Raw genomic sequence first — 23,640 nt, 5'->3', positions numbered from 1 at the left:
GGTGACAATCCAGACCGGTTGCTGCATTCTTTCCCGGTTGAGCTTACCAAAGATCGTTTCTTCAGGTTGTTTCATGGCATGCGAGGAGGATGGCGATGGCCGTCGAATGCGCCTCCTGCAGGACGCCGAACTCCGACGGCGCCAGGTTCTGCAATGAATGCGGCAAATCGCTTCATGCTTACCCCGATGCGTTGAAGGAGCTGGTCGAGTCCACGGTTCAGGAGCGGATCCAGGAGGTCTTCGACAAACGCTACAAGGATCAAAAGGTCGTCGAAGTCGAGACAGCCGAAGCCATTGCAAGCCGTTTGACCGATTGGGCCAAACTGTTCGGTTTCTTTGTCGGCATACCAATTGGATTGCTCGTCCTGATCTTGGGCGCCCTGGGGATCAAGCAATACAGCGACTTCTCCAAGCAAGTGGAGAACGTCAAGCAAGAAGTTGCGGACAAGCTGAAAGACGGTCGAGCAACGGCCGAAAAGCTGAAGGCCGATGGTGATGTGCTAGCGGGGGACTACAAGAAATTGCGCGACGATTTCGCGGATTTCGATGCCTTGCGCGAACAGATCAAGACCCTCTCCACAAAGGTCGACGTCATCGGAGAGAAACTCGGCTTCACGCCGACATCGAAGATATCGGCCGCCGCCAAGGCGCGGCTGGAAGAGGCCTTCAAGAAATTCCAGGACTACCTGAAAGCGCTCGGCTACCGGGCTTCCGGCGCATCACTCAACATCGACATCCGCGAGCGGATGGATCTTGGAATGATCGCCTATTACGACGGAGCCAAGCGCATGATGGTCATCGACAGCAAATACGCGATGGAACCGGCGGTCGTGAACAGGGAATACATGCATCACGCCCTGTATCCGAGTCGGCTGCCCGACGTCGTCGACGGCCCGCTCGCCGTCTATCTCGCCATCGAATCCGGTCTCGCCTGGTACTTTCCGTGCAGCTTCGCCAACAATCCGAATCCCAGCCCGACAGCCGCCGATTGGGATTTAACGAAGAGGAGGCGCTTCAGCGAGATGCAGCTCACCCTGGGCTCCGCGACACTCGACGGCACCGAGATATGGGGGAGCGCCTTCTGGGAGCTGCGCAGCCTGCTACAGCAAGCCAAAGCCGACAAGCTTCTCTTCGACGCCTGGTTCAAGATCCAGCCCGACGACGTGAAGACGGGCGGCGGCGCCAGTTTCGTCCGCAAGCTCATCGAGCTTGATCCGGCGCACCAGGACGAAATCCGCGCGGTTTTTACCCGGCGCGGACTTCCACTGTGAATTGAGCCTCTACGCCGCCTTCTTCTTCGCGCTGATCAGCTTGCGATTGATCAGGACTTCGGCGATCTGGATCGCGTTGAGCGCGGCGCCCTTGCGTAGATTGTCCGATACGCACCACAGCACGAGACCGTTCTCCACCGTCGCGTCCTCGCGGATACGGCTGATATAGGTGGCGTCCTCGCCGGCCGCTTCATACGGCGTGGCGTAGCCGCCGGGCTCATGCTTGTCGATGACGAGACAGCCCGGCGCCTTGCGCAGGATGTCGCGCGCTTCGTCCGCGCTGATCGGATTCTCGAACTCGATGTTGACGGCCTCGGAATGGCCGACGAAGACAGGCACGCGCACGCAGGTCGCGGAGAGCTTGATCTTGGGATCAAGAATCTTCTTGGTCTCCGCCATCATCTTCCACTCTTCCTTGGTGTAGCCGTCCTCCATGAAGACATCGATCTGGGGGATGACGTTGAAGGCGATGCGCGCGGGAAACTTGTTATTGACCAGCTCCTGGTTGGTGTAGACGGCCTTGGTCTGCGAAAACAGTTCGTCCATCGCATCCTTGCCGGCGCCCGACACCGATTGGTAGGTCGAGACCACGACGCGCTTGATCGTCGCCTTGTCGTGCAGCGGCTTGAGCGCGACCACGAGCTGCGCGGTCGAGCAGTTCGGATTGGCGATGATGTTCTTCTTCTTGAAGCCCGCGGTCGCGTCCGCATTCACTTCCGGCACGATCAACGGCACGTCCGGATCCATGCGCCAGGCCGAGGAATTGTCGATCACGACGGTGCCGGCGGCGCCGATCTTCGGCGACCATTCCTTCGACACCTCGCCGCCCGCCGACATCAGGCAGATGTCGACGTCGGAGAAGTCGTAATGCTCGAGCGCTTTGACCTTCAGCGTGCGGTCGCCGTAGGAGACCTCGACGCCCATGCTGCGGCGTGAGGCCAGGGCCACCACCTCGTCCGCGGGGAATTTGCGCTCATCCAAAATGTTGAGCATTTCCCGTCCGACATTGCCGGTCGCGCCGACGACTGCGACTTTGTAACCCATCGTTCACTCTCCGACGAAAAAGCTCTTTCCTGAAGCTGAGGCTTAAACAGGAAGAGCAGCGCTTCTATGCGAGAACCGGCCTCAAGACAACGTTGGACCATGCCTTAGGGACGTGGATGCAGTCGCCCGAGGCCAGCACGGCCGCAAACCCCACCCAGATCCATCTGGCGCTTGCAGCATTCGGCGACGAGGTCGTCGGCACGCTGGCGCGCCTGTTCGCCTATGTGGGGGTTTTGGTGCTGTTTGCCATCCTCGGCCTTGCGGCACTCGGCCAGCTGCCAAACTTGCGCGACGATGAGCCGGTGCTGAAGCCGGGTTGGAGCGTGGCCGACCGCTCGCCTCCGGCCTTCGCCCTCAGCCAGCTCGATTCGTCAGACAAAACAACCTCTTACACCATCCTCAGGCACCCCGAAGGCGGCCGCAGGGACGTGATGCGCTGGGCGGGCGACGCGGACAGGACCATAGCCGAGGTCGAGATCTACCGGGAAGGCGGCGAATTCGACGTGGCGCGTCCGGCAGCAATGGATCTGGCCGTTCGGATGGGACTGGGCACCGCGACCCCCTTGGAGCAGGCCGGCCTGATCGACACGAAATTCGGCCCCGTCGCCCTGTTCCGGCCGACCGGCACCGCGGAGGGCGCGCGGGCCTGCCTCGGCTACCTCAAGCGCAGCGAGGAGCCGGCACTCCAGATCTCCGGCTTCTCCTGCCAGGGCGACAGCCTGCCCGCCCGGCGCGCGGCGATCGCCTGCACGCTGAACCGGCTGACGCTGCTGACCTCGGGCAACGAGCCGAAGCTGGCCGAATTGTTCGCCCATGCGGAGCTGAAGCGCCGCCCCTGCGCGCTCCCAAGCGCGTCGGACTGGCTGCTCGGCGCGGCCAATGCGCAATTGCGCGGCGCGCTCTGACCGGCATCAAGCTCAAGTGGCTGTATCCATGCAACTTTTGCCGACGCGCACGATTATTCAGCGCTGGTGTGACCCAATAGACCTAGTTGCAGCCGCCCCGGCCGGGTTAGTATGAGGGCGAAATTGATTGGCGGCTTGCCGCCTGAAGGGGACGTGATGAGCTCGAATTTCTCTGCCGCGAACAAACTGGCGATGTGGCTTGCGGCCGGCGCCGTGATTGCCATGTCCTCAGCCTTCGCGACACCCGCCTCGGCCGACACCAAGAAGCAGCGCTATGACAGCGGCCGTCACTATTACGGCCCGAGCGGCCCCAATTCGAGCTATCAGCAGGGCCGCACCCGCATCTATGTGAGCAAGCGCTCCTGGCTCGACGGCGGCACCGAGGTCAATCCCGGCGACCGCAAGTTCTCGGACTACGCCTTCCCGCCGGCGGTGGGCTATCCGACCTTCGCGCGCGAAAATCTCAACCGCCCGATCGATCGCCAGCCGCTGAGCACGCCGCAGGATGTTGGCGGCTATCCGCAGAATTTCCCGCTGTACTGAGGCGGACAAATCGACCGAATCAAAATGGCCGGGCTCGCGCCCGGCCATTTTTGTTTGTGATGTAGCCCGGATGGAGCGAAGCGCAATCCGGGATTTTCGACGCGTGGCAAGAACCCCGGATTTCGCTTCGCTCCATCCGGGCTACGACTCTAGGCGTGCAGCTTCTGCAATTCCTTCAAGATCGCTTCGCCCATCTGCGTGGTCGATGCGGGCGTGGTGCCTTCCGACTTGATGTCGGCGGTGCGCAGGCCGCTGGCCAGCACCGCGGCGATCGCGCCGTCGACCTTGTCGGCGAGCGCGCCCATGTCGAAGGAGTAACGCAGCGCCATGCCGAAGGACGAGATCATCGCGATCGGATTGGCGAGGCCCTGGCCTGCGATATCGGGCGCCGAGCCGTGCACGGGCTCGTACAACGCCTTGCGCTTCTTGCTCTTGACGTCGACCTCGCCGAGTGATGCCGAGGGCAGCATGCCGAGCGATCCCGTCAGCATCGCAGCGATGTCGGACAGCATATCGCCGAACAGATTGTCGGTGACGATGACGTCGAACTGCTTCGGCCACTTCACCAGCATCATGCCGCCGGAATCGGCGAGCTGGTGCTCGAGCGTGACGTCGGGGTATTCGCGCTTGTGGACCTGGGTCATGACCTCGTTCCAGAGCACGCCCGACTTCATGACGTTGCGCTTCTCCATCGACGTCACCTTGTTCTTGCGCTTCTTGGCAAGCTCGAAGGCGACGCGGCCGATGCGCTCGATCTCATAGGTGTCGTAGACCTGGGTATCGATGGCGCGCTTCTGGCCGTTGCCGAGATCGGTGATGGTCTTGGGCTCGCCGAAATAGACGCCACCCGTGAGCTCGCGCACGATCATGATGTCGAGGCCCTCGACCGCCTCGCGCTTCAGGCTCGAGGCCTCCGCGAGCGCCGGGTAGCACACGGCGGGACGCAGGTTGGCGAACAGACCGAGATCCTTGCGCAGGCGCAGCAGGCCGGCTTCGGGGCGCACCTCGTAGGGCACCGCGTCCCATTTCGGGCCGCCGACCGCGCCGAAGATGATCGCGTCGGCATCCTTGGCCTTGGCAATGTCGCCTTCCGAGATCGACACCTTGTGCGCGTCATAGGCCGAACCGCCGACGAGGCCGGTGTCGGTCTCGAACTTGGCGATCCCGGCCGAATTGAGCCAGTCGATCAGCCGCTTCACCTCGCCCATCACCTCGGGGCCGATACCGTCGCCGGGAAGCAGCAGCAGTTTGTGGGTCGCCATGGTCGTTATTCCTCCGTTTCGTCATGGCCGGGCTTGACCCGGCCATCCACGTCTTGCCTCGGGTGCAGAAGAACGTGGATGCCCGGCACAAGGCCGGGCATGACGGCATCTCGTGAATTTCGGCCGGAGTGCTAGAGCGGCGTTGCGTGCTTGGCAAGACACCATTGCCGCCTCGCGGCTGTGCAAGGCGGGCAGGGCCTGCCACACTGCGCATGCCGGAGTACCCCTTGCACGCACCTGACCGCCCTCCACCCGATGCCCATCCCGCGCGGTTGATCCTGACCCTGTCGCTCGCGGCGACGGTCGGGCTCGGGATCGGCCGCTTCGCCTATTCGCTGGTGCTGCCCGACATGCGGGAAGACCTCGGCTGGTCCTACTCGGCGGCCGGTTTCATGAACACCATCAACGCCGTCGGCTATCTCGTCGGCGCCCTGGTGGCATCCCGGTTGATCGAACGGGTCGGCTGGTCGGCCGCGATCCGCGGCGGAACCCTGGCCTGCGTCGCCGCGCTCGCGACTTGCGCGCTGACCGGGAATTTCGTCGCGCTGAGCCTGGCCCGTCTCGTGCTGGGCGTGGGCGCCGCGGCTGGCTTCGTCGCCGGCGGTGCGCTGGCCGCATCCATCGCGCAGTCACGCCCGGAGCGGGCCAATTTCCTGCTCAGCCTGTTCTACGCCGGGCCCGGCATCGGCATTCTCTCCTCCGGGCTGATCGCCCCGTTCACGCTGCAATATTTCGGGCCGGGCTCGTGGTGGATCGTGTGGTGGGCGATGACCCTGCTGTCCGTCGTCATGACCGTGCCGCTGTTCCTGGTCCGCATCGAGAGCGGCGTGCGTTTCTCGCAAGGCAGCCACGGCGCCTTCGCGATTTTTCCCGTGCTGATCTATCTCGCAGGCTACTTCCTGTTCGGCGCCGGCTACATCGCCTATATGACCTTCATGATCGCCTATGTGCGCGACGGCGGCGGCGGGGCCGCGGCGCAGGCCGCGTTCTGGAGCCTGATCGGCTTGAGCGCCTTCGTCACGCCGTGGGCCTGGCGCCGCGTGCTCGCGCTCGATCGCGGCGGGCTGGCCACCGCCATCATCCTCGGCACCAACGCGCTCGGCGCCGCCCTGCCAATGCTCGGGCATTCGCCGGCATGGCTCGCGGTCTCCGCGATCGTGTTCGGTGTCGCCTTCTTCGCCGTGGTCGGCTCGACCACCGCCTTCGTCCGCTTCAACTATCCGCCCGAGGTGTGGCCGACCGCGATCGCGGCGATGACGATCTCGTTCGGCGTCGGCCAGACACTGGGGCCGATCGTGGTCGGCGCGATCACGGACGCACTGGGGAGCTTGAGTTACGCGCTGAATGTGTCGGCAGCGCTGCTGGCGCTGGGCGCGGTTGCGGCGCTGTGCCAGCGCAAAGTGGGGCCTTGACCGGTGTCGTCCTGGCGAAAGCCAGGACCCATTACCGCACAGAGGAGTTTGGCGAAGATTCGTGGTTGCTGGTCTTCGTCAAACTGAACCCTGGGGTAATGGGTCCTGGATCTGCGCTTCGCTTGTCCAGGACGACGGTAAGGCCAGGTCCGCGGAGCTAGCTCCCGCTGAACGAATTATATCCCTGGTCTTCCCAATAGCCGCCCTTGTAGTCGTTGGTGACTTCCATCGACACCACGTATTTCGGGTTCTTGAAGCCGAGTTTTGTCGGCACGCGGATCTTCATTGGGAAGCCGTAGGCGCGTGGCAGGATTTCGCCGGCGTATTTGAACGTCATCTGGGTCTGCGGATGCAGCGCGGTGCGCATGTCGAGCGGGGAATTGTAGCCGTCCTTGTCGGCGCACTGGAACCAGACGTACTTCGCACGCGTGTCGGCGCCGATCAGCTTGAGGAAGTCGCGCATCGGCGTGCCGGTCCAGCTGCCGATCGCACTCCAGCCCTCGACGCAGATGTGACGGGTGATCTGCGTGACCTGCGGCAGCTTGTACAATTCCGGAAGCGTCCACGACTTCTTGTTGTCGACGCGACCGCGGACTTCGAGCTTCCAGTCCGCACCGTCGACATCAGGTGCGTCGTCGAGATCGTAATAGGCGTTGAACGGAAACGGTTTTGTGATCGCGCTCTCCGGAAACGTCGGCGCCAGCGCATCGGGATTGAAGATGAAATCCTGCACGGCATCGTTGAATTTCGAAACCGACTTCAGCATCTCCTCGGCAGAGGACGAGTCGATCACGTCGCAGCCGGTGAGCAGCGTCAGGGCGCCGAGGCTGGCGCCGCCCGCGATGAAGCGGCGGCGGCTGACCTCGGGCATCGTCTTGATGGAGTCCTTGATCAGCAGCCGCTTGTCGACGCCGGGAATCAGGAATGAGCGCTTGGCCATGGTTCTTGCTCCGCCCTAACGGCCGATGATCATCGCGCGCAGGCTCTTCGGCACCAGCAGCGCGAGTAAAACGTGAATGACGAGGAACGCGCAGATCGCGGCCATGCAGAAGAAATGGATGTAGCGCGCGGTCGGATAGTCGCCGAACAGGCTCACGAGCCAGTGCAGCTGCACTGGCTTCCACATTCCCAGCCCCGACAGCACGATGATCACGCCGACCAGGATGATGCCGGCATAGAGCACGCGCTGGACGTAATTGTAGACGGTGAGATCTGCATGCCCCAGCTTAAACGTCAGGGCAGCCCTGACATCGTGGAGCACGCCGGACGGGGTGATCGGCAGCAGTTTCTTGCGGAAGCGGCCGGTGGCAAAACCGGTGACGAGATAGGCAAGGCCGTTGATCATCAACAGCCACATCGCCGCAAAGTGCCAGAGCAGGCCGCCACCGAGCCAGCCGCCGAGCGTGTAGTCGCGCGGAAAGCTGAAACCGAACAGCGGCGAGGCGTTGTAGATCTGCCAACCCGACAGGATCATCAGGATCATGGCGAGGGCGTTGATCCAGTGCATGACCCGGACCCAGGCCGGCTGGATCACTTTGGCCGGGGTGGCGCTGACCTGCTCGTCGATGACTGTGAGGCTCGACATGGCGGTTCCGTCCTGAACATCGTCTGACAGCAATTATACGCCGATGCTTCCGCTTTCGTTACGCCCTGCCCGGCATCGAATCGATACCTGCGGGCTATCATGGTCACAATAAAGCGAGCCGGGGACCCCCGGCTCGCCATTTCGTCGCATCCGGTTCGGGGGTGAAGCCGGACCGCGCGGTATTTACGTCGCCGGCATCAGCACGGTGTCGACCACATGGATCACACCGTTCGACTGGTTGACGTTGGAGATCGTCACCATCGAGGTGCCGCCCTTGGCATCGACGATCCAGACCTTGCCGTCCATCTTCTTCACCGTCAGCTCCTCGCCTTCGGCGGTCTTCATCTTCTTGCCGTCGGTGAGGTCGGACGCCTCGAGCTTGCCGGGCACGACATGATAGGTGAGGATCTTGGTCAGCGTCGCCTTGTTCTCGGGCTTGACCAGGGTGTCGACGGTGCCGGCCGGCAGCTTGCCGAAGGCGGCGTTGGTCGGCGCGAACACCGTGAACGGGCCCTTGCCTTCCAGCGTCGGCACCAGGCCGGCCGCCTTCACCGCCGCCACCAGCGTGGTGTGGTCCTTCGAGTTGACGGCATTCTGGACGATGTTCTTGGACGGGAACATCGCGGCGCCGCCGACCATGACGGTCTTTTCCTCGGCGCGGGCGGGCGCGACGACGGTCGCGGTGATGGCCAGCGCGCTGAAGGCCGCAGCGGTGAGATAGGCAATACGCTTCGACATGGAGGGTCTCCCGATTGGATTGTGACCGGCGATTGCCGGCGTTCGAGTTGGGCAACAACGGTGGCTGCGACCTGTGAACGTGAAGCAGCAGCGCCGTCGTTGGCTCGAATTACGGGAGGGTTTGCGAAGCGGTTTCGAACAAAACTTCTTTGTGATGGGTGAAACTAAGTGCGGGTGTGTTCGTGGGGGCGCACTCCCCGTCGTCGTCCTGGCGAAAGCCAGGACCCATTACCTCAGGGAGGAGTTGCGGTGCGACGCTGGCTACTCCGAGTCTTCGCCAAACGACTGCCTGGGGAATGGGTCCTGGATCTGCGCTGCGCTTGTCCAGGACGACGATGGCGATGAGACTCGCGCTACACCTCAATCCCTGTTGTGCGGCGTCTGAATGAACCCGCGATTATGCGTCGGGCTGATCAAGAGCTCGTTGATGCACACTCGCGCCGGCATGCTTGCGATGAAGGCGATGGTGCGGCCGAGATCTTCCGATTGCAGCATCCTGGCCTGCTCCTCTTCGCTCGGCACCACCGGGCGCAGCTTCAGGATCGGGGTCGCCACCTCGCCCGGCATCAGGCAGCAGGCGCGCAGGCCATTGACGCATTCGTCCATGTTGAAGGAATGGGTCAGCGCCAGCACCGCATGCTTGGTCGTGGTGTAGGCCGGGCCCGGCATTTTCGAGACGTGGCGGCCGGCCCAGGACGAGACGTTGATGATGGAGCCGTCCTGTTGCTTGCGCATCGTCGGCAACACCGCGCGCATGCAGTAGAGCACGCCGTTGAGATTGACCTGGACCAGCTTATCCCAGCCCTCCAGTTCCATGTCCTTCCAGCTGCGCTTGGGGACATTGATGCCGGCATTGTTCACCAGCAGGTCGATCCGGCCGTGCTTCGCGACGATCTGATCGGCCGCCTTCTGGGCCGCGGCGGAGACGGACACGTCCAGCGCAATGGCCTCGGCGGCCCCGCCCGCCCCAGTGATCTTCGCAACCACGGTATCCAGGGCGTCCTTGCGCCGGCCCGAGACCACCACCGTCCAGCCGTCAGCCGCCAGCGCCTCGGCGCCGGCCTCCCCGATCCCGCTGCCGCCGCCTGTCACCCAGGCCACGCGTTTCCCGTTTTTGGTCATGCAAACTGTCTCCGTTGCTTCATCGGGGCGGTTTTTGCTAATCCAGCCCTCGGTTTTGACCGGCATTGTGGTCAAGCCTTGCGGTCGAGGAAATCTTGCATGAACCAAGCTGCCAACGCCAATTTGTTTTCCCGCCTGTTCGACGGCATCGACGATCCGAAGCGCCTCGCGATCGAGACGCATGACGGAGGGCGCATCAGCTATGGTGATCTGATCGCCCGGGCCGGACAGATGGCCAATGTACTGGTCGCGCGCGGCGTGAAGCCCGGCGACCGCGTTGCGGTTCAGGTCGAGAAATCCGTGGCCAACATCGTGCTGTATTTGGCCACCGTGCGGGCCGGCGCGGTCTACCTGCCGCTCAACACCGCCTATACGCTGAACGAGCTCGATTACTTCATCGGCGACGCGGAGCCCTCGCTGGTGGTCTGCGATCCCGCCAAGGCGGAAGGGCTTGCCCTCATCGCCGCCAAGGTGAAAGCGAAAGTCGAGACGCTCGGGGCTGACGGCAAGGGCTCGCTGACGGACGCCGCTGACAAGGCGAGCAGCGAATTCACTACGGTCCCGCGCGCAAGCGACGATCTCGTCGCGATCCTCTACACGTCGGGCACCACCGGCCGCTCCAAGGGCGCGATGTTGACCCACGACAATCTGGCGTCGAACTCGCTCTCGCTGGTCGGCTTCTGGCGCTTCACCGACAAGGACGTGCTGATCCACGCGCTGCCGATCTACCACACCCACGGCCTGTTCGTGGCGACCAACGTGACGCTGTTCGCGCGGGCGTCGATGATCTTCCTGCCGAAGCTCGATCCGGATCTGATCATCAAGCTGATGGCGCGTGCCACGGTGCTGATGGGGGTGCCGACGTTCTATACCCGTCTGCTCCAGAACGCTGCACTGTCGCGCGAAACCACAAAGCAAATGCGGCTGTTCATCTCGGGCTCGGCGCCGCTGCTGGCGGAGACCCACCGCGAATGGTCGGCCCGCACGGGGCATGCGGTGCTCGAGCGCTACGGCATGACCGAGACCAACATGAACACCTCGAATCCCTATGACGGGGAGCGCGTGCCCGGCGCAGTCGGCTTTCCGCTCCCCGGCGTCTCCGTTCGCGTCACCGATCCCGAGACCGGCAAGGAGCTGCCGCGCGACGAGATCGGCATGATCGAGGTCAAGGGCCCGAACGTGTTCAAGGGCTATTGGCGCATGCCGGAGAAGACGAAGGCGGAATTCCGCGACGACGGTTTCTTCATCACCGGCGACCTCGGCAAGATCGACGCCAAGGGTTACGTCCACATTCTCGGTCGCGGCAAGGATCTCGTCATATCCGGCGGCTTCAACGTCTACCCGAAAGAAATCGAGAGCGAGATCGACGCCATGCCAGGCGTGATCGAATCCGCCGTGATCGGCGTGCCCCACGCCGATTTCGGCGAGGGCGTTACGGCGGTGCTGGTCTGCAACAAGGGCGCCGATGTGACAGAGGCCGCGGTGCTGAAGGCGCTCGACGGGCGCTTGGCAAAGTTCAAGATGCCCAAGCGGGTGTTCGTCGTCGACGAGCTGCCGCGCAACACCATGGGCAAGGTGCAGAAGAACGTGCTGCGCGATACGTACAAGGATCTTTACGCGAAGAAATAGGGGCGTGCTGTAACAGTATGACAGCGCCAATTTCGCTGTCGTCCTGGCGAAAGCCAGGACCCCTTACCCCGAGGGGTGGTTTGGCGAAGACTCGTGGTTGTCAGTCTCGAGTCACACTTCTGGCTGGGGCAATGGGTCCTGGATCGGCGCTCGCTCCGCGAGCTTGTCCAGGACGACTATGAAGAGACAGTGCGCGATAAGCTCCGTCAGAGCCCGCCCAGCAAACTCAGCACAAACCGGCTGCCGACGATAAACAGATAACACCCGAACGCGACTTCCAGCCTCCGCTTGGACATCGCATGCGCGGCTCTGACGCCAAGCGGCGCCGTCACAAGGCTCATCGGCATCACCAGCACGGCGCCGATCAGCGAGACGTAGCCGAGCGCGAACGGGACTTGCAGGGCTGCAACGCCGGGATAGTGCGCGGCCGCAGGCCAGCCGGCATAGATGTAGCCGAGCGCGCCGGGGATCGAGATCAGCACCGCGAGGGCCGACGATGTCGCCACGGCCTGATGGATCGGACGGCCGTAGAACGTCATCAGCAGATTCGAAAACAATCCACCACCGATGCCCATCAAGGTCGACAAAATGCCGACGCAGAAGCCGTAGATTCGCATCAGCGGCCCCTTCGGCAGATCATCGCCGAGCTTCCAGCTCTCGCGCGCGAAGATCAGCCGTACCGCGGCCGACCAGGCGACGGCGACGAACACGATCTTGAACAGCCGCTCCGGTGCGTAGCGCGCGACCACGCTGCCGGCGATGACGCCGATCAGGATCGGCAGCCACCAGACCCGAAGGATCGCAAGATCGACGGCGCCGCGCCTGTAGTGCGCCTGGAACGAACGGATCGAGGTCGGAATAATGACGGCAAGCGAGGTACCGATGCAGAGCGGCATCCGCACCTCCAGCGGCACACCCGCGATGCGGAAGCACTCGTAGAATACCGGCACCAGAATCGCGCCGCCGCCGATGCCGAACACGCCGGCCAGGAATCCGGAGAGCGCGCCCGTTGCGATCAGCAGCAGCGCGAGCTCGGCGATCTCCTTGATATCAAGTCCTGCAATCACCCCTGACCTGCCCCGGCGATGGCTCACAACTTCTCCGATGCATCGCTCGGACAGCTGCCCGCAATGCTCTAGGCGATCTGATTTGGCGGGTCGACCGCCGCATCGCCGGTCTGGGGTGGGATGCGGGCTGCGCATATCCGCCCGTCTCGCGAAAAATCGGTGCATTTGGCGGAAATTGGAGGTTGCTTGCCGACCATCGCTGCCGGTTCGAACGTCATGAACTGACTGGTTCCAACCCTCGCTGGTCTGCCCCGGCTTAGAGCCGTTCCAATAATAATTTCAATGCGCCCCAGCTCTCCCGGCAAGTGATGAATTGAAGTTCTGTCTTTCCTCGGTGCACCATTGCTGTGGTATACCAAGCGCCCGATTGGCCTTGTTACATCAAGGGCCTAGAGCTGAACCCAAGTTCGATTTATGGCGATTTGGTGATTGCGCAGGTGAAATCGACTCCGTAAATAGAGCCGACCTTTCGCGATCCCCGCGCGCCCCATGCTGGGCCGCAATAAAGCAATTGAAGCCCATGACCGCACGGATCGAACGACCGCTTTCACCGCACATACAGACCTACCGCTGGACCCTGACGATGGCGCTCTCCATCGTCCATCGCGCCACCGGAATTGCCCTCTACGCCGGAACGCTGCTGCTGGCCTGGTGGCTGATTGCGGCGGCCTCGGGTCCCGCCGCCTATAGCCACGTCCAGGCCTTCACCGGCAGCATCATCGGCCGGCTGATCGTGTTCGGCTTCACCTGGGCGCTGATGCACCACATGCTCAGCGGTATCCGGCATTTCGTCTGGGACCTCGGCTACGGCTTCAAGGCCAATGAGCGCGAAGCGTTGACCTGGGGCGCGTTGATCGGTGGCATCGTGCTCACGGTCCTGGTCTGGATCATCGCCTACGCGATCGGAGGGGGACGATGAGTTTCGACGAATCCCACGGCTCTCCGAAGGGCTCCTCCATGCGCACCCCGCTCGGCCGCGTGCGCAATCTCGGCGCGGCGCATTCGGGCACCTCCGATTTCTGGCGCCAGCGCATCACCGGCGTCGCCATGACGCTGCTGATGATTCCCGTGATCGTGATCGTGATGATGCTGCTCGGCCGCAACCAGGCCGGTGCCGCACAGATTCTCGGCTCGCTGCCGGTCGCGGTGATCCTGCTGCTCTTCATCTTCGCCAGCGCCTGGCACATGAAGATCGGCATGCAGGTCGTGATCGAGGACTACATCCATAACGAGAAGCTGAAGCTCATCTCGATCATGCTCAACAACTTCTTCTCGTTCGCCGTGCCGCTCGCCTCGACCTACGCGATCCTGAAACTTTCCTCCGGAGTCTAAGCCATGCCAACCGGAACATCGGCCACAGATACCAATGGCAAGGCCAACGGCGCTCCCGCCACCAACGGCAAGGCCTATCCGATCGAAGACCACACCTACGACGTCGTCGTGGTCGGCGCCGGCGGCGCGGGCTTGCGCGCCGTGGTCGGCTGCAGCGAAGCCGGTCTTCGCACCGCCTGCATCACAAAGGTGTTTCCGACCCGCTCGCACACCGTCGCGGCGCAGGGCGGCATCTCGGCGTCCCTCGGCAACATGCACAAGGACGACTGGCGCTGGCACATGTACGACACCGTGAAGGGGTCGGACTGGCTGGGCGACCAGGACGCGATCGAATACATGGTGCGCAACGCGCCCGAGGCGGTCTACGAGCTCGAGCACTGGGGCGTGCCGTTCTCGCGCACCGAAGACGGCAAGATCTACCAGCGTCCGTTCGGCGGCATGACGATGGACTACGGCAAGGGCCAGGCGCAGCGCACCTGCGCCGCCGCCGACCGCACCGGCCACGCCATGCTGCACACGATGTACGGCCAGTCGCTGCGCCACGCGGCCGAGTTCTTCATCGAGTTCTTTGCCATCGATCTGATCATGGACGACCAGGGCACCTGCCGCGGCGTCATCGCGCTCAAGCTCGACGACGGCACGCTGCACCGCTTCCGCGCCCAGTCCGTGATTCTGGCGACCGGCGGCTATGGCCGCGCCTATGCGTCCTGCACCTCGGCGCACACCTGCACCGGCGATGGCGGCGGCATGGTGCTGCGCGCCGGCCTGCCGATGCAGGATATGGAGTTCGTGCAGTTCCACCCGACCGGCATCTACGGCTCCGGCTGTCTCGTCACCGAAGGTGCGCGCGGCGAAGGCGGCTATCTCGTCAATTCCGAGGGCGAGCGCTTCATGGAGCGCTATGCGCCTTCCGCCAAGGATCTGGCCTCGCGTGACGTCGTCTCGCGCGCGATGACCATCGAGATTCGCGAAGGCCGCGGCGTCGGCAAGAAGAAGGACCACATCTTCCTTCATCTCGACCATCTCGATCCCGCGGTTCTGGCCGAACGCCTGCCGGGCATCTCGGAATCCGCAAAGATCTTCGCCAATGTCGACGTGACGCGCGAGCCGATCCCGATCGTGCCGACCGTGCACTACAACATGGGCGGTATCCCGACGAACTATCACGGCGAAGTCCTGACCAAGAAGGACGGCGACGACAACGCCATCATCCCCGGCCTGATGGCGATCGGCGAAGCCGCTTGCGTCTCCGTGCACGGCGCCAACCGCCTCGGTTCCAACTCGCTGATCGACCTCGTGGTGTTCGGCCGCGCCGCGGCGCTGCGCCTGGCCGAGAAGCTCACCCCGAACGCCAGCCAGCCGGAATTGCCGGCGAACTCGTCCGACCTGGCGCTCGGCCGGCTCGACCACTACCGCTACGCGTCCGGCGGCACCCCGACCGCGAAGCTGCGCGAAGGCATGCAGCACGTGATGCAGAACAATTGCGCGGTGTTCCGGACCGGCGACATCCTGAGCGAAGGCCAGAATTTGATCGAGAAGGTCCACAGCGGCATCACCGACATCGCCGTGTCCGACCGTTCGCTGGTGTGGAATTCCGACCTGATCGAGACGCTCGAATTCGACAATCTGATCGCGCAGGCGGTGGTGACGATGAACTCGGCCGCCAACCGCACCGAGAGCCGCGGCGCTCATGCCCGCGAGGACTTCTCCGAGCGCGACGACAAGAACTGGATGAAGCACACGCTGGCCTGGCTGGAAGATTCCGGCAAGGTCAAGATCGAGTACCGCCCGGTTCACGACTACACCATGACCAACGACGTCCAGTACATTCCGCCCAAAGCTCGCGTTTACTAACCGGCGCGCGTGTACTGAGCGAACAGCGAAAGCTTTATCGAAATGGTTGAATTCGCACTTCCGAAGAACTCAAAGATCAGCGGCGGCAAGACCTGGCCGAAGCCCGCGGGCGCGACTGAAACTCGCGAGTTCCGCGTCTATCGCTGGAATCCGGACGACGGCAAGACTCCGAGCGTCGACACCTATTACGTCGATACCCATGATTGCGGGCCGATGGTGCTGGACGGCCTGATCTGGATCAAGAACAACATCGACCCGTCGCTGACCTTCCGCCGCTCCTGCCGCGAAGGCGTCTGCGGCTCCTGCGCGATGAACATCGACGGCCAGAACACGCTGGCCTGCACCCGCTCGATGCACGACGTGAAGGACGGCGCGGTGAAGATCAATCCGCTGCCGCACCAGCCTGTCGTGAAGGACCTCATCCCCGATCTCACCAATTTCTACGCACAGTACGCTTCGGTCGAGCCGTGGCTGAAGACGACCTCGCCGACGCCGCAGAAGGAATGGAAGCAGAGCCACGAGGACCGCGAGAAGCTCGACGGCCTCTACGAGTGCATCCTCTGCGCGTGCTGCTCGACCTCGTGCCCGAGCTATTGGTGGAACAGCGAGCGCTATCTCGGTCCCGCCGCGCTGCTCCAGGCCAACCGCTGGGTATCGGATTCACGGGATGAGGCAACCGGCGAGCGGCTCGACAATCTCGAGGACCCGTTCCGCCTCTATCGCTGCCACACCATCATGAACTGCGCCAAGGCCTGCCCGAAGGGCCTCAACCCGGCGGAGGCCATCGCCGAGCTCAAGCTCAAGATGGTCGAGCGCCAGATCTAGGCGTCATTCATGCTGCGATCCCCGGCCGGAATGGCCGGGGCATTCTACGGCGGGCGCGTGTTCGGGTAGATTTTGCTCCGCCCCTGCGCGCGCACGCCCGCGGGTTGCAACCTCTGGTTCCCGTCACGAGCCGCTTCCTTCCCGGCGCGAAATTCAAGTAAGCTCTCCGGTGTGGGACCGGAGCGACCGTGCAGGGCGCACAACGCAATTCGCTGAGATTGCTGCAGTGGATGATGGCTGCGTCCCTGGCGCTGCCGATTGCGCTGTTCGCGATCGCCGCCTCGATCTCCTACACCTCGACCAAAGACATCGCCGACCGCGAGATCGAGCGCACCCTCGATGTCGCGCATGAGCATGCGCTCAAGGTGTTCGAGACCATCGACCGCAGCCTTGCCGAGATCAACGAGGTGGTGCGCGGCATGCCCGACGGCATCATTCGCTCGCGCGAACCGGCCCTGCACCGCCGCCTGAAGCAGCTGACCGATTCGCTACCGCAGCTCAAATCGGCATGGATCTTCGACGCGGACGGAAAGTCGCTGGTCAACAGCCTCGCCTCGCCGCCGCCGGCGCAGAGCTTTGCGGATCGCGACTACTTTGCCGCCCATGTCGACCAGAGCATCGGCAGCTACATCGGTGTTCCCCTGACGCCGCGCCAGCCTTATCAGGGCGCGCGCTTCTTCGGGGTCAGCCGCCGCCGCGGCTCCGACGACGGCAGCTTCATCGGCGTGATCCAGGCCTCTGTTCTGCCGGAATATTTCGAGAGCTTTTATGCCCGGATCGGCTCCGATCCCGGCAGCTTCCTCGCGATGGCACGCACCGACGGCGTGGTGCTGGCGCATCTTCCGCGGCTGGATCGCGACCTCAGGCTCGATCCCAACGGGCCGGTCGGCCGCAGCATCGCAGCTCACCCCGAGCATGGCCTCATCACCATCGCCTGGCCATCGGACGGGCTCGAGCGGCGCATCGGCTACCGACGCATCGCCGAATACCCGATCTATGTCAGCGCGGGGTTGGAGACCTCGGCAATCCGCGCGCGCTGGTTCGCCACCATGGGCCAGCATCTGGTGTTCGGCATTCCCGCCACCGCGCTGCTGTTTCTGTTGCTGGCGTTCGCGTTCCGGCGCACCCAGCATCTCCAGGCCGAGGCCGCCGCGCGGCGCGAAGCCGAGGAGGCGCTCAAGCACAGCCAGCGCCTGGAGGCGCTCGGCCAGCTCACCGGCGGCGTCGCGCACGACTTCAACAACCTCCTGACCGTGATTCGCGCCTCGGTCGACCTGCTGAACCGGCCGCAGCTGAGCGAGGAGCGGCGCCAGCGCTACATCACCGCCATCGCGGACGCGGTCGGGCGCGCGGCCAAGCTGACCTCGCAGCTGCTCGCCTTTGCACGGCGCCAGACCTTGAAGCCGGAAGTGTTCGACGTCGGCGCGCGGCTGCAGTCGCTGCACGACATGCTCGCGACACTGCTCGGGCCCGCGATCGACATCGCGATGCGGCTGCCAGCCGAACCCTGCCTCATCAATGCCGATGCGAGCCAGTTCGAGACGGCGTTGATCAACATGGCGACCAATGCGCGCGATGCCATGCACGGCAAGGGCAGGATCGTTTTCAAGGTCGAGGCCGCGGCGACCATTGCGGACATGCGGGCTCCGGTGTCGGGCAACCCTGATCTTTCAGGCAGCCATGATCTTGCTGGCAAACACGGCTTCGTCGGCATTGCCGTCAGCGACACCGGCATCGGCATTCCGGCTACGCGGCTCGAGCGCATCTTCGAGCCGTTCTTCACCACCAAGCAGGTCGGCCACGGCACCGGTCTCGGGCTGTCCCAAGTGTTCGGCTTCGCCCGCCAGTCCGGCGGCGAGGTGACAGTCACCAGCGAGGTCGGCCACGGCAGCACCTTCTCGCTCTATCTGCCGCGCGTGGCGCCGCATTTGCTGCCGCAGCGGCAGGCACCGAACACGGCCCCGGCCATGGCCGGCAGCGGCATGTCGGTGCTGCTGGTCGAGGACAATATCGAGCTCGCCAATTTCGCGGCCGACGGCCTCACCGAGCTCGGCTACAGCATCACGCTGGTCGACAACGCAACCGATGCGCTCGCCGAGCTGGTCCTGGATTCCGATCGCTTCGATGTCGTTTTCTCCGACATCGTGATGCCCGGCATGACCGGGCTCGATCTCGCGCAGGCGGTCCGCGACCGCGGCATCGGCGTGCCGGTCGTGCTGACCACCGGCTACAGCGAGGCGCTGTCCCAGGATGGCAAGATCGATTTCGAGTTCGTGCAGAAGCCCTATGCGATCGATCAGCTGTCGCGCGTGCTGCACCGGATCGCACGGCGCCGGGTGCGCGACGGCGCCGCCGAATGAGCTGACGCTGGGAACCGGCGGGAACCTTTTGATTTCTCTTGCGTTATCCGGCCATGCAAAAGCCGGCCAGAAAGCGTGAAGCGGGCAAGAAGCCGCCCATTGTCGAAATCGTCGGCGAGACCGGGGAGGAAGTGGATCCGCCGCCGCCCGAGCTGGTCGAACCCGACCCGGAGCTATCGCCCGAAGAGGCCGAGCAGGCCCGCAAGGACTATCTCCTCACCCGCTTCTGGATCAGCGCGCGCGGCTTCTGGGGCCGCAACGGCGACCGGCTGGCGTGGCTCTACTCCATCGGCCTCGGCGTGCTGATCGTCCTGATCGTAGGCTTCCAATACGGCATCAATGTCTGGAATCGGGCGATCTTCGACGCGATCGAGAAGCGCGAGGCGTCCACCGTTTTCCATCTCACCGCGGTGTTCTTCCCGCTCGCGATCGGCAGCATCGTGCTCGGCGTGGCGCAGGTGTTCGCGCGCATGGGCATCCAGCGGCGCTGGCGGGCGTGGCTGACGGCCAGCGTGCTGACGCGCTGGCTTGGCAACGGCCGCTACTACCAGCTCAATCTCGTCAGCGGCGACCACAAGAATCCGGAATACCGGATCGCGGAGGATCTGCGCGTCGCGACCGATTCGCCGGTGGATTTCCTCGCCGGCGTGACGTCCGCGCTGCTGTCGGCCGCGACCTTCATCGTCGTGCTCTGGACCATCGGCGGCGCGCTCACCGTCACGCTTGCGGGATCGTCGGTGACCATCCCCGGCTTTCTGGTGATCGCCGCGATGCTTTATGCGGGAATCGCATCGGGCTCGATCCTGGTGATCGGCCGTCAATTCGTGCAGGTCTCCGAGGACAAGAACCAGGCCGAGGCCGATTTCCGCTACACGCTGACTCGCGTGCGCGAGAACGGCGAGAGCATCGCGCTGCTCGGCGGCGAGGAGGAAGAGCGCGACGGCATCGACCGCAATTTCACCAACGTGCTGCGGCAATGGGCGCGGCTCGCGGGTCAGCACATGCGCACCACGCTGGTGTCGCAGGGATCGAGTCTCGTTGCGCCGGTCGTTCCGCTGCTGCTCTGCGCGCCAAAATTCCTCGACGGCAGCATGACGCTGGGGCAGGTGATGCAGGCGGCTTCCGCCTTCACCATCGTGCAGAGCGCGTTCGGCTGGCTGGTCGACAATTATCCGCGGCTCGCCGACTGGAATGCCTGCGCGCGCCGCATCGCCTCGCTGATGATGTCGCTCGACGGCCTCGAGCGCGCCGAGCAGGGCGACGGAATCGGCCGCATCAAGCGCGGCGAGACCAGCAACGACGCCATGCTGGAGCTGAAGGATCTCTCCGTCACACTCGATGACGGCACCGCCGTGGTCGGCGAGACCGAGGTGGTGATCGAGCGTGGCGAGCGGCTGCTGGTGGCCGGCGAATCCGGCACCGGCAAGAGCACGCTGGTGCGCGCCATCGCCGGGCTCTGGCCATGGGGTGGCGGCAGCGTCAATTTCCATCCCGACCGGCGGCTGTTCATGCTGCCGCAGCGACCCTACGTTCCCTCGGGCTCCTTGCGCCGCGCGGTTGCCTATCCCGGCGCGGAAGACGACTGGACCGTCGAGGAGATCGGCGAGGCCCTGCACAAGGTCGGCCTCGACCATCTCAAGGAGAAGATCGAGGAAGAAGCACCGTGGGACCAGACCTTGTCCGGCGGCGAGAAGCAGCGCCTCGCCTTCGCGCGGCTGTTGCTGCACAACCCTGATATCGTCGTGCTCGACGAGGCGACCTCGGCGCTCGACGAGAAGAGCCAGGACAAGATGATGAAGATGGTCACCGACGAGCTGCCGAAAGCGACCATCGTCAGCGTCGCGCACCGTGTCGAGCTGGAGGCATTCCACAGCCGCAAGATCGTGCTGGAGCGCCGCAAGGGCGGCGCAAAACTCGTCAGCGACATCGACCTGATCCCGCGCAAGGGCAAGCGCAAGCTGCTCGGCCGCTTCCTGCGCCAGCGCAAGGCTCCGAAAAAGGCGGCCTGACCTGTAGCCCGGATGGAGCGCAGCGCAATCCGGGAAAGTCTGTCCGCGCGGCAAGACCCCCGGATTACGCTACGCTCCATTCGGGCTACCGGCCTCTCATGAACGATTGGAGTCCCCGGCGAATCCGGCTATGCATGCGCCGCTTGCAACGAGGACTTTGACTTGCCGAACGACAATGCCCCTTCGTCCGCGCCATTTGGCGCGTTTGCGCCGAACCCGGCGCAGGCCGCGATCATTCGCCTCGCGGCACAGTCGGGGCTGAAGCGCGGCGCGTTCCGGCCGTGGCTGTCGCGATTGGTGAACCTGCTGCGCGGCGGTCCCGTCGACGTGGAGTACCAGGGCGCGTCGTTTCGCTTCTATCACCAGGGCAGCGCGACCGAGCGCGGTGCGCTGTTCAATCCCGATTACAATCTCGACGAGCTCGACTTCCTGCGCCAGCACACCCCGGCGGGTGGCGTATTCGTGGACGTCGGCGCCAATGTCGGCACCTTTGCGCTGGTGATGGCGCGACAGGTCGGCCCATCAGGCAAAGTGGTCGCGATCGAGCCGCATCCAATGACCTTTGGACGGCTCTCGTTCAACCAGGCCGCGTCGAAAGCGACGCAAGTGCGCCTGGTGCAGGCGGCTGCCGGCGACAGCGACGGCGAACTGATGATCGAGAGCGGGGGCGGCAATCTCGGCGCCACGCATGTCGTCACCGGCACCGCCAGCGCGGAGGCCATCAAGGTTCCCTCGCTGCGGTTGACGCGCATTCTCGACGAAGCCGGCGTCACCAAGGTGGACGCGTTGAAGATCGACGTCGAGGGCTTCGAGGATCGCGTGCTGATCGGATTCTTCCGCGACGCGCCGCAATCGCTCTGGCCGCGCGCGGTGGTGATCGAGCATCTGTCACAAAAGGAATGGCGGCAAGATTGTATCGCTGACATGGTCGCGCGCGGCTTTGTGGTTGCGCGCAAGACACGGAGCAATACGTTTCTGTCGCGCTGACCATGAACGACGGAGGTTACGATGATCGACCATATGGGCTTCCCGGTCTCCGACTATGAGCGCGCCAAGGCGTTCTACGCCAAGGCATTGGCGCCGCTCGGCTACAGCCTGATCATGGAGGTCACCCAAGAGCAGACCGGACACGATCCGGCCGCCGGCTTCGGCGCCGACGGCAAGCCGGATTTCTGGATCGGCGGCGAGGGCGCGCTGAACAAGCCGGTACATGTCGCGATTCTGGCGAAGGACCGCGCCACGGTGGATGCGTTCTACGACGCGGCGATTGCGGCGGGCGGGCGCGACAACGGGCCGCCGGGCATCCGGGCGCATTATCATCCGACCTATTACGGCGCCTTCGTGCTCGACCCTGACGGACACAACATCGAGGCGGTTTGCCACGCACCGGAATAGACAAGTTCCATTCTTCGGCCGGAACCTCGTTCCGCGCGCGCCGTTGTCGTCCCTTGCAAGAAGGAGCACGACATGGCCAACGACAATGCCCGCGATATCGATCGCGATTTGGATCGCGTGTGGGATCTGATGAAGACGATCGGATTCGCGATGCTGGTGACGCGCGATGGCGACAAGCTCCGCGCGCGACCGATGAGCGCCTATCTCGATCGCAACGCGGACACGATATATTTCCTCACCGACGCGCGGCGTCACAAGGACGAGGAGATCGCGCGCAATCCGTCGATCAACCTGTCGTTCGCGGATGCGGTCAGCCAGAAATACGTGTCGCTGACCGGCACCGCTGTCGTTTCCAATGACCGTGCGAAGATCAAGGAGCTGTTCTCGACACCGGCCAAGGCGTGGTGGGATTCTGCGGAAGATCCCAACATCCGCGTGCTCAAGATCACGCCTGACGATGCCGAGTTCTGGGACTCGCCCGGCACCGTAATCTCCTATGTGAAGATGGCGGCCGCGGCGGTGACGAACACGCGGCCCGATCTCGGCGACAACCGCAAGGTCTCGATGTAATGCCGATCGAGCCGCCCGAGATTCCACCTTCGACACCGGGCACGCCCACCGAGCCGCCACCGGGGATTCCGCCGGGCAATCCGCAGCCTGAAATCGCGCCGCCGGTGCGCGAGCCCGGCTCGCCAGCGCCGCCCGACGAATTGCCGGGCCGCATGCCCGAAGAGATTCCATCACGCGGACCGAACGGACCGCTCACGCCGAATCCCGCGACGGACGCAAGTCCGCCGCGGGATCGCGCATGAGGCAACGCATCACATCCAAGGCAATTGCAACCTGCGTCTGAATGCGCAATGAACGTCACCATAGTGAGGTGATTTGCGTGCAGAAATAAATCGGGCCGCGTCCGCTGCGTCCGCCACAATCCGGCCTAACGCGTAGCTGTTCATCCCAATACTTCGTCAAAGAACCTTCCGGGGAAGTTCACCATCATGACTAATCTTCGTTTCGTGCTGCTTGCCACCACGGCTCTGACCGCGATGCAATTCGCAAGCTCCGCATCGCATGCGCAAGGCGCGGCGCCGCTCGTCGTGGCACAGGCGCAGCCACAAGAGACCGGCCCTGACGGAAAACCGAAGCAGCCGCCGAAGGGACCGCCAGCGGCCGCGCCGCCTGCGGCGCCCGCGCGCCCGGCCGCACCGCCGCCCGCAGCTGCACCGCCCCATCCGCCCGCGCCGCCTCCGCCGGCTGCCGCACCGCCGCGCCCGGCTGCGCCGCCCC

At 64.1% G+C, this 23,640-nt stretch carries 22 protein-coding genes and 1 pseudogene; 16 read left to right on the top strand and 7 right to left on the bottom strand.

What is annotated here, in order from left to right:
• Positions 1–95: 95 nt before the first annotated feature.
• Positions 96–1,271 carry a zinc ribbon domain-containing protein gene (locus AC0L3C_RS24755; protein ID WP_473409184.1) on the top strand — a complete coding sequence of 392 codons (1,176 nt, stop codon included), beginning with the start codon at positions 96–98 and terminating at the stop codon, positions 1,269–1,271.
• Between the two features lie 9 nt (positions 1,272–1,280).
• Here AC0L3C_RS24755 and AC0L3C_RS24750 read toward each other — a convergent pair whose 3' ends face one another.
• Entirely contained in the window at positions 1,281–2,315 is a 1,035-nt protein-coding gene (locus AC0L3C_RS24750) for an aspartate-semialdehyde dehydrogenase (protein WP_007598796.1), read from the bottom strand.
• 116 nt (positions 2,316–2,431) lie between these two features.
• On the opposite strand from AC0L3C_RS24750, the gene AC0L3C_RS24745 reads away from it, so the two are divergent.
• Both AC0L3C_RS24745 and AC0L3C_RS24740 read left to right on the top strand, forming a co-directional pair.
• Positions 2,432–3,220: a hypothetical protein gene (locus tag AC0L3C_RS24745; protein ID WP_473409183.1), complete on the top strand. Its 789-nt coding sequence runs from the start codon at positions 2,432–2,434 to the stop codon at positions 3,218–3,220.
• A gap of 156 nt (positions 3,221–3,376) precedes the next feature.
• Positions 3,377–3,763: a hypothetical protein gene (locus AC0L3C_RS24740; protein WP_027514960.1), complete on the top strand. Its 387-nt coding sequence runs from the start codon at positions 3,377–3,379 to the stop codon at positions 3,761–3,763.
• Positions 3,764–3,912: 149 nt separating this feature from the next.
• On the opposite strand, the gene leuB is transcribed toward AC0L3C_RS24740, so the two are convergent.
• Positions 3,913–5,025, bottom strand: coding sequence for a 3-isopropylmalate dehydrogenase (gene leuB, locus AC0L3C_RS24735; protein WP_473409182.1), 1,113 nt, complete (start codon positions 5,023–5,025; stop codon positions 3,913–3,915).
• 227 nt (positions 5,026–5,252) lie between these two features.
• Here leuB and AC0L3C_RS24730 point away from each other — a divergent pair, with 227 nt between their 5' ends.
• Complete coding sequence (locus AC0L3C_RS24730) at positions 5,253–6,437, top strand: YbfB/YjiJ family MFS transporter (RefSeq protein ID WP_473409181.1); 1,185 nt, start codon at positions 5,253–5,255, stop codon at positions 6,435–6,437.
• A 157-nt stretch (positions 6,438–6,594) separates the two neighbouring features.
• On the opposite strand, the gene AC0L3C_RS24725 is transcribed toward AC0L3C_RS24730, so the two are convergent.
• The 4 genes from AC0L3C_RS24725 to AC0L3C_RS24710 form a co-directional block, all read right to left on the bottom strand.
• Positions 6,595–7,377 (bottom strand): molybdopterin-dependent oxidoreductase, encoded by a 783-nt coding sequence (locus AC0L3C_RS24725; protein ID WP_473409180.1) that lies wholly within the window; start codon positions 7,375–7,377, stop codon positions 6,595–6,597.
• Positions 7,378–7,392: 15 nt separating this feature from the next.
• Positions 7,393–8,022 (bottom strand): cytochrome b/b6 domain-containing protein, encoded by a 630-nt coding sequence (locus tag AC0L3C_RS24720; RefSeq protein ID WP_473409179.1) that lies wholly within the window; start codon positions 8,020–8,022, stop codon positions 7,393–7,395.
• A 183-nt stretch (positions 8,023–8,205) separates the two neighbouring features.
• Positions 8,206–8,760: a fasciclin domain-containing protein gene (locus tag AC0L3C_RS24715; RefSeq protein WP_354064749.1), complete on the bottom strand. Its 555-nt coding sequence runs from the start codon at positions 8,758–8,760 to the stop codon at positions 8,206–8,208.
• 360 nt (positions 8,761–9,120) lie between these two features.
• Positions 9,121–9,882 (bottom strand): SDR family oxidoreductase, encoded by a 762-nt coding sequence (locus AC0L3C_RS24710; RefSeq protein ID WP_473264725.1) that lies wholly within the window; start codon positions 9,880–9,882, stop codon positions 9,121–9,123.
• Positions 9,883–9,981: 99 nt separating this feature from the next.
• Here AC0L3C_RS24710 and AC0L3C_RS24705 point away from each other — a divergent pair, with 99 nt between their 5' ends.
• Positions 9,982–11,511, top strand: coding sequence for a malonate--CoA ligase (locus tag AC0L3C_RS24705; RefSeq protein WP_473409178.1), 1,530 nt, complete (start codon positions 9,982–9,984; stop codon positions 11,509–11,511).
• Positions 11,512–11,717: 206 nt separating this feature from the next.
• Here AC0L3C_RS24705 and AC0L3C_RS24700 read toward each other — a convergent pair whose 3' ends face one another.
• The gene (locus AC0L3C_RS24700; protein WP_473409177.1) at positions 11,718–12,578 is read right to left on the bottom strand and encodes a sulfite exporter TauE/SafE family protein; all 861 of its coding nucleotides are present in this window, start codon (positions 12,576–12,578) and stop codon (positions 11,718–11,720) included.
• 520 nt (positions 12,579–13,098) lie between these two features.
• Between AC0L3C_RS24700 and sdhC the strand changes: the two genes are divergently transcribed.
• The 11 genes and pseudogenes from sdhC to AC0L3C_RS24645 form a co-directional block, all read left to right on the top strand.
• Positions 13,099–13,497: a succinate dehydrogenase, cytochrome b556 subunit gene (gene sdhC / locus AC0L3C_RS24695; protein ID WP_473264722.1), complete on the top strand. Its 399-nt coding sequence runs from the start codon at positions 13,099–13,101 to the stop codon at positions 13,495–13,497.
• Positions 13,494–13,910, top strand: a complete 417-nt coding sequence (gene sdhD, locus AC0L3C_RS24690; protein WP_473281638.1) for a succinate dehydrogenase, hydrophobic membrane anchor protein — start codon at positions 13,494–13,496, stop codon at positions 13,908–13,910. The genes sdhC and sdhD overlap by 4 nt, the downstream gene beginning before the upstream one ends.
• A gap of 3 nt (positions 13,911–13,913) precedes the next feature.
• Positions 13,914–15,764, top strand: coding sequence for a succinate dehydrogenase flavoprotein subunit (gene sdhA / locus AC0L3C_RS24685; protein WP_473264721.1), 1,851 nt, complete (start codon positions 13,914–13,916; stop codon positions 15,762–15,764).
• 42 nt (positions 15,765–15,806) lie between these two features.
• The gene (locus tag AC0L3C_RS24680) at positions 15,807–16,589 is read left to right on the top strand and encodes a succinate dehydrogenase iron-sulfur subunit (protein ID WP_473264720.1); all 783 of its coding nucleotides are present in this window, start codon (positions 15,807–15,809) and stop codon (positions 16,587–16,589) included.
• Between the two features lie 188 nt (positions 16,590–16,777).
• A complete protein-coding gene (locus AC0L3C_RS24675) occupies positions 16,778–18,949 on the top strand; it encodes a hybrid sensor histidine kinase/response regulator (protein WP_473409176.1) in 2,172 nt (723 codons plus the stop codon).
• A 53-nt stretch (positions 18,950–19,002) separates the two neighbouring features.
• On the top strand, positions 19,003–20,958 hold the full coding sequence (locus AC0L3C_RS24670; RefSeq protein ID WP_473409175.1) for an ABC transporter ATP-binding protein/permease: 1,956 nt from the start codon (positions 19,003–19,005) through the stop codon (positions 20,956–20,958).
• 162 nt (positions 20,959–21,120) lie between these two features.
• The gene (locus AC0L3C_RS24665) at positions 21,121–21,945 is read left to right on the top strand and encodes an FkbM family methyltransferase (protein WP_473281767.1); all 825 of its coding nucleotides are present in this window, start codon (positions 21,121–21,123) and stop codon (positions 21,943–21,945) included.
• A 21-nt stretch (positions 21,946–21,966) separates the two neighbouring features.
• The gene (locus AC0L3C_RS24660) at positions 21,967–22,353 is read left to right on the top strand and encodes a VOC family protein (protein ID WP_473281765.1); all 387 of its coding nucleotides are present in this window, start codon (positions 21,967–21,969) and stop codon (positions 22,351–22,353) included.
• Between the two features lie 72 nt (positions 22,354–22,425).
• Entirely contained in the window at positions 22,426–22,923 is a 498-nt protein-coding gene (locus AC0L3C_RS24655) for a pyridoxamine 5'-phosphate oxidase family protein (protein ID WP_473409174.1), read from the top strand.
• A complete protein-coding gene (locus AC0L3C_RS24650) occupies positions 22,923–23,165 on the top strand; it encodes a hypothetical protein (RefSeq protein ID WP_007604217.1) in 243 nt (80 codons plus the stop codon). The genes AC0L3C_RS24655 and AC0L3C_RS24650 overlap by 1 nt, the downstream gene beginning before the upstream one ends.
• Positions 23,166–23,351: 186 nt before the next feature.
• Positions 23,352–23,640 (top strand): annotated as a pseudogene (locus tag AC0L3C_RS24645) (OmpA family protein); the annotation flags it as partial.

This window comes from Bradyrhizobium sp. WSM4872, from assembly GCF_055811715.1.
Note: the sequence above shows the minus strand (reverse complement) of the source record. Positions and strands in the feature narration are given on the sequence as shown.

Excerpts from the sequence above, each read along its gene's own strand:
- AC0L3C_RS24755 (WP_473409184.1), top strand. The coding sequence starts at position 96 with ATGGCCGTCGAATGCGCCTCCTGCAGGACGCCGAACTCCGACGGCGCC.
- AC0L3C_RS24750 (WP_007598796.1), bottom strand. The coding sequence starts at position 2,315 with ATGGGTTACAAAGTCGCAGTCGTCGGCGCGACCGGCAATGTCGGACGG.
- AC0L3C_RS24745 (WP_473409183.1), top strand. The coding sequence starts at position 2,432 with ATGCAGTCGCCCGAGGCCAGCACGGCCGCAAACCCCACCCAGATCCAT.
- AC0L3C_RS24740 (WP_027514960.1), top strand. The coding sequence starts at position 3,377 with ATGAGCTCGAATTTCTCTGCCGCGAACAAACTGGCGATGTGGCTTGCG.
- leuB (WP_473409182.1), bottom strand. The coding sequence starts at position 5,025 with ATGGCGACCCACAAACTGCTGCTGCTTCCCGGCGACGGTATCGGCCCC.
- AC0L3C_RS24725 (WP_473409180.1), bottom strand. The coding sequence starts at position 7,377 with ATGGCCAAGCGCTCATTCCTGATTCCCGGCGTCGACAAGCGGCTGCTG.
- AC0L3C_RS24720 (WP_473409179.1), bottom strand. The coding sequence starts at position 8,022 with ATGTCGAGCCTCACAGTCATCGACGAGCAGGTCAGCGCCACCCCGGCC.
- AC0L3C_RS24715 (WP_354064749.1), bottom strand. The coding sequence starts at position 8,760 with ATGTCGAAGCGTATTGCCTATCTCACCGCTGCGGCCTTCAGCGCGCTG.
- AC0L3C_RS24710 (WP_473264725.1), bottom strand. The coding sequence starts at position 9,882 with ATGACCAAAAACGGGAAACGCGTGGCCTGGGTGACAGGCGGCGGCAGC.
- AC0L3C_RS24705 (WP_473409178.1), top strand. The coding sequence starts at position 9,982 with ATGAACCAAGCTGCCAACGCCAATTTGTTTTCCCGCCTGTTCGACGGC.
- sdhC (WP_473264722.1), top strand. The coding sequence starts at position 13,099 with ATGACCGCACGGATCGAACGACCGCTTTCACCGCACATACAGACCTAC.
- sdhD (WP_473281638.1), top strand. The coding sequence starts at position 13,494 with ATGAGTTTCGACGAATCCCACGGCTCTCCGAAGGGCTCCTCCATGCGC.
- sdhA (WP_473264721.1), top strand. The coding sequence starts at position 13,914 with ATGCCAACCGGAACATCGGCCACAGATACCAATGGCAAGGCCAACGGC.
- AC0L3C_RS24680 (WP_473264720.1), top strand. The coding sequence starts at position 15,807 with ATGGTTGAATTCGCACTTCCGAAGAACTCAAAGATCAGCGGCGGCAAG.
- AC0L3C_RS24670 (WP_473409175.1), top strand. The coding sequence starts at position 19,003 with ATGCAAAAGCCGGCCAGAAAGCGTGAAGCGGGCAAGAAGCCGCCCATT.
- AC0L3C_RS24660 (WP_473281765.1), top strand. The coding sequence starts at position 21,967 with ATGATCGACCATATGGGCTTCCCGGTCTCCGACTATGAGCGCGCCAAG.
- AC0L3C_RS24655 (WP_473409174.1), top strand. The coding sequence starts at position 22,426 with ATGGCCAACGACAATGCCCGCGATATCGATCGCGATTTGGATCGCGTG.
- AC0L3C_RS24650 (WP_007604217.1), top strand. The coding sequence starts at position 22,923 with ATGCCGATCGAGCCGCCCGAGATTCCACCTTCGACACCGGGCACGCCC.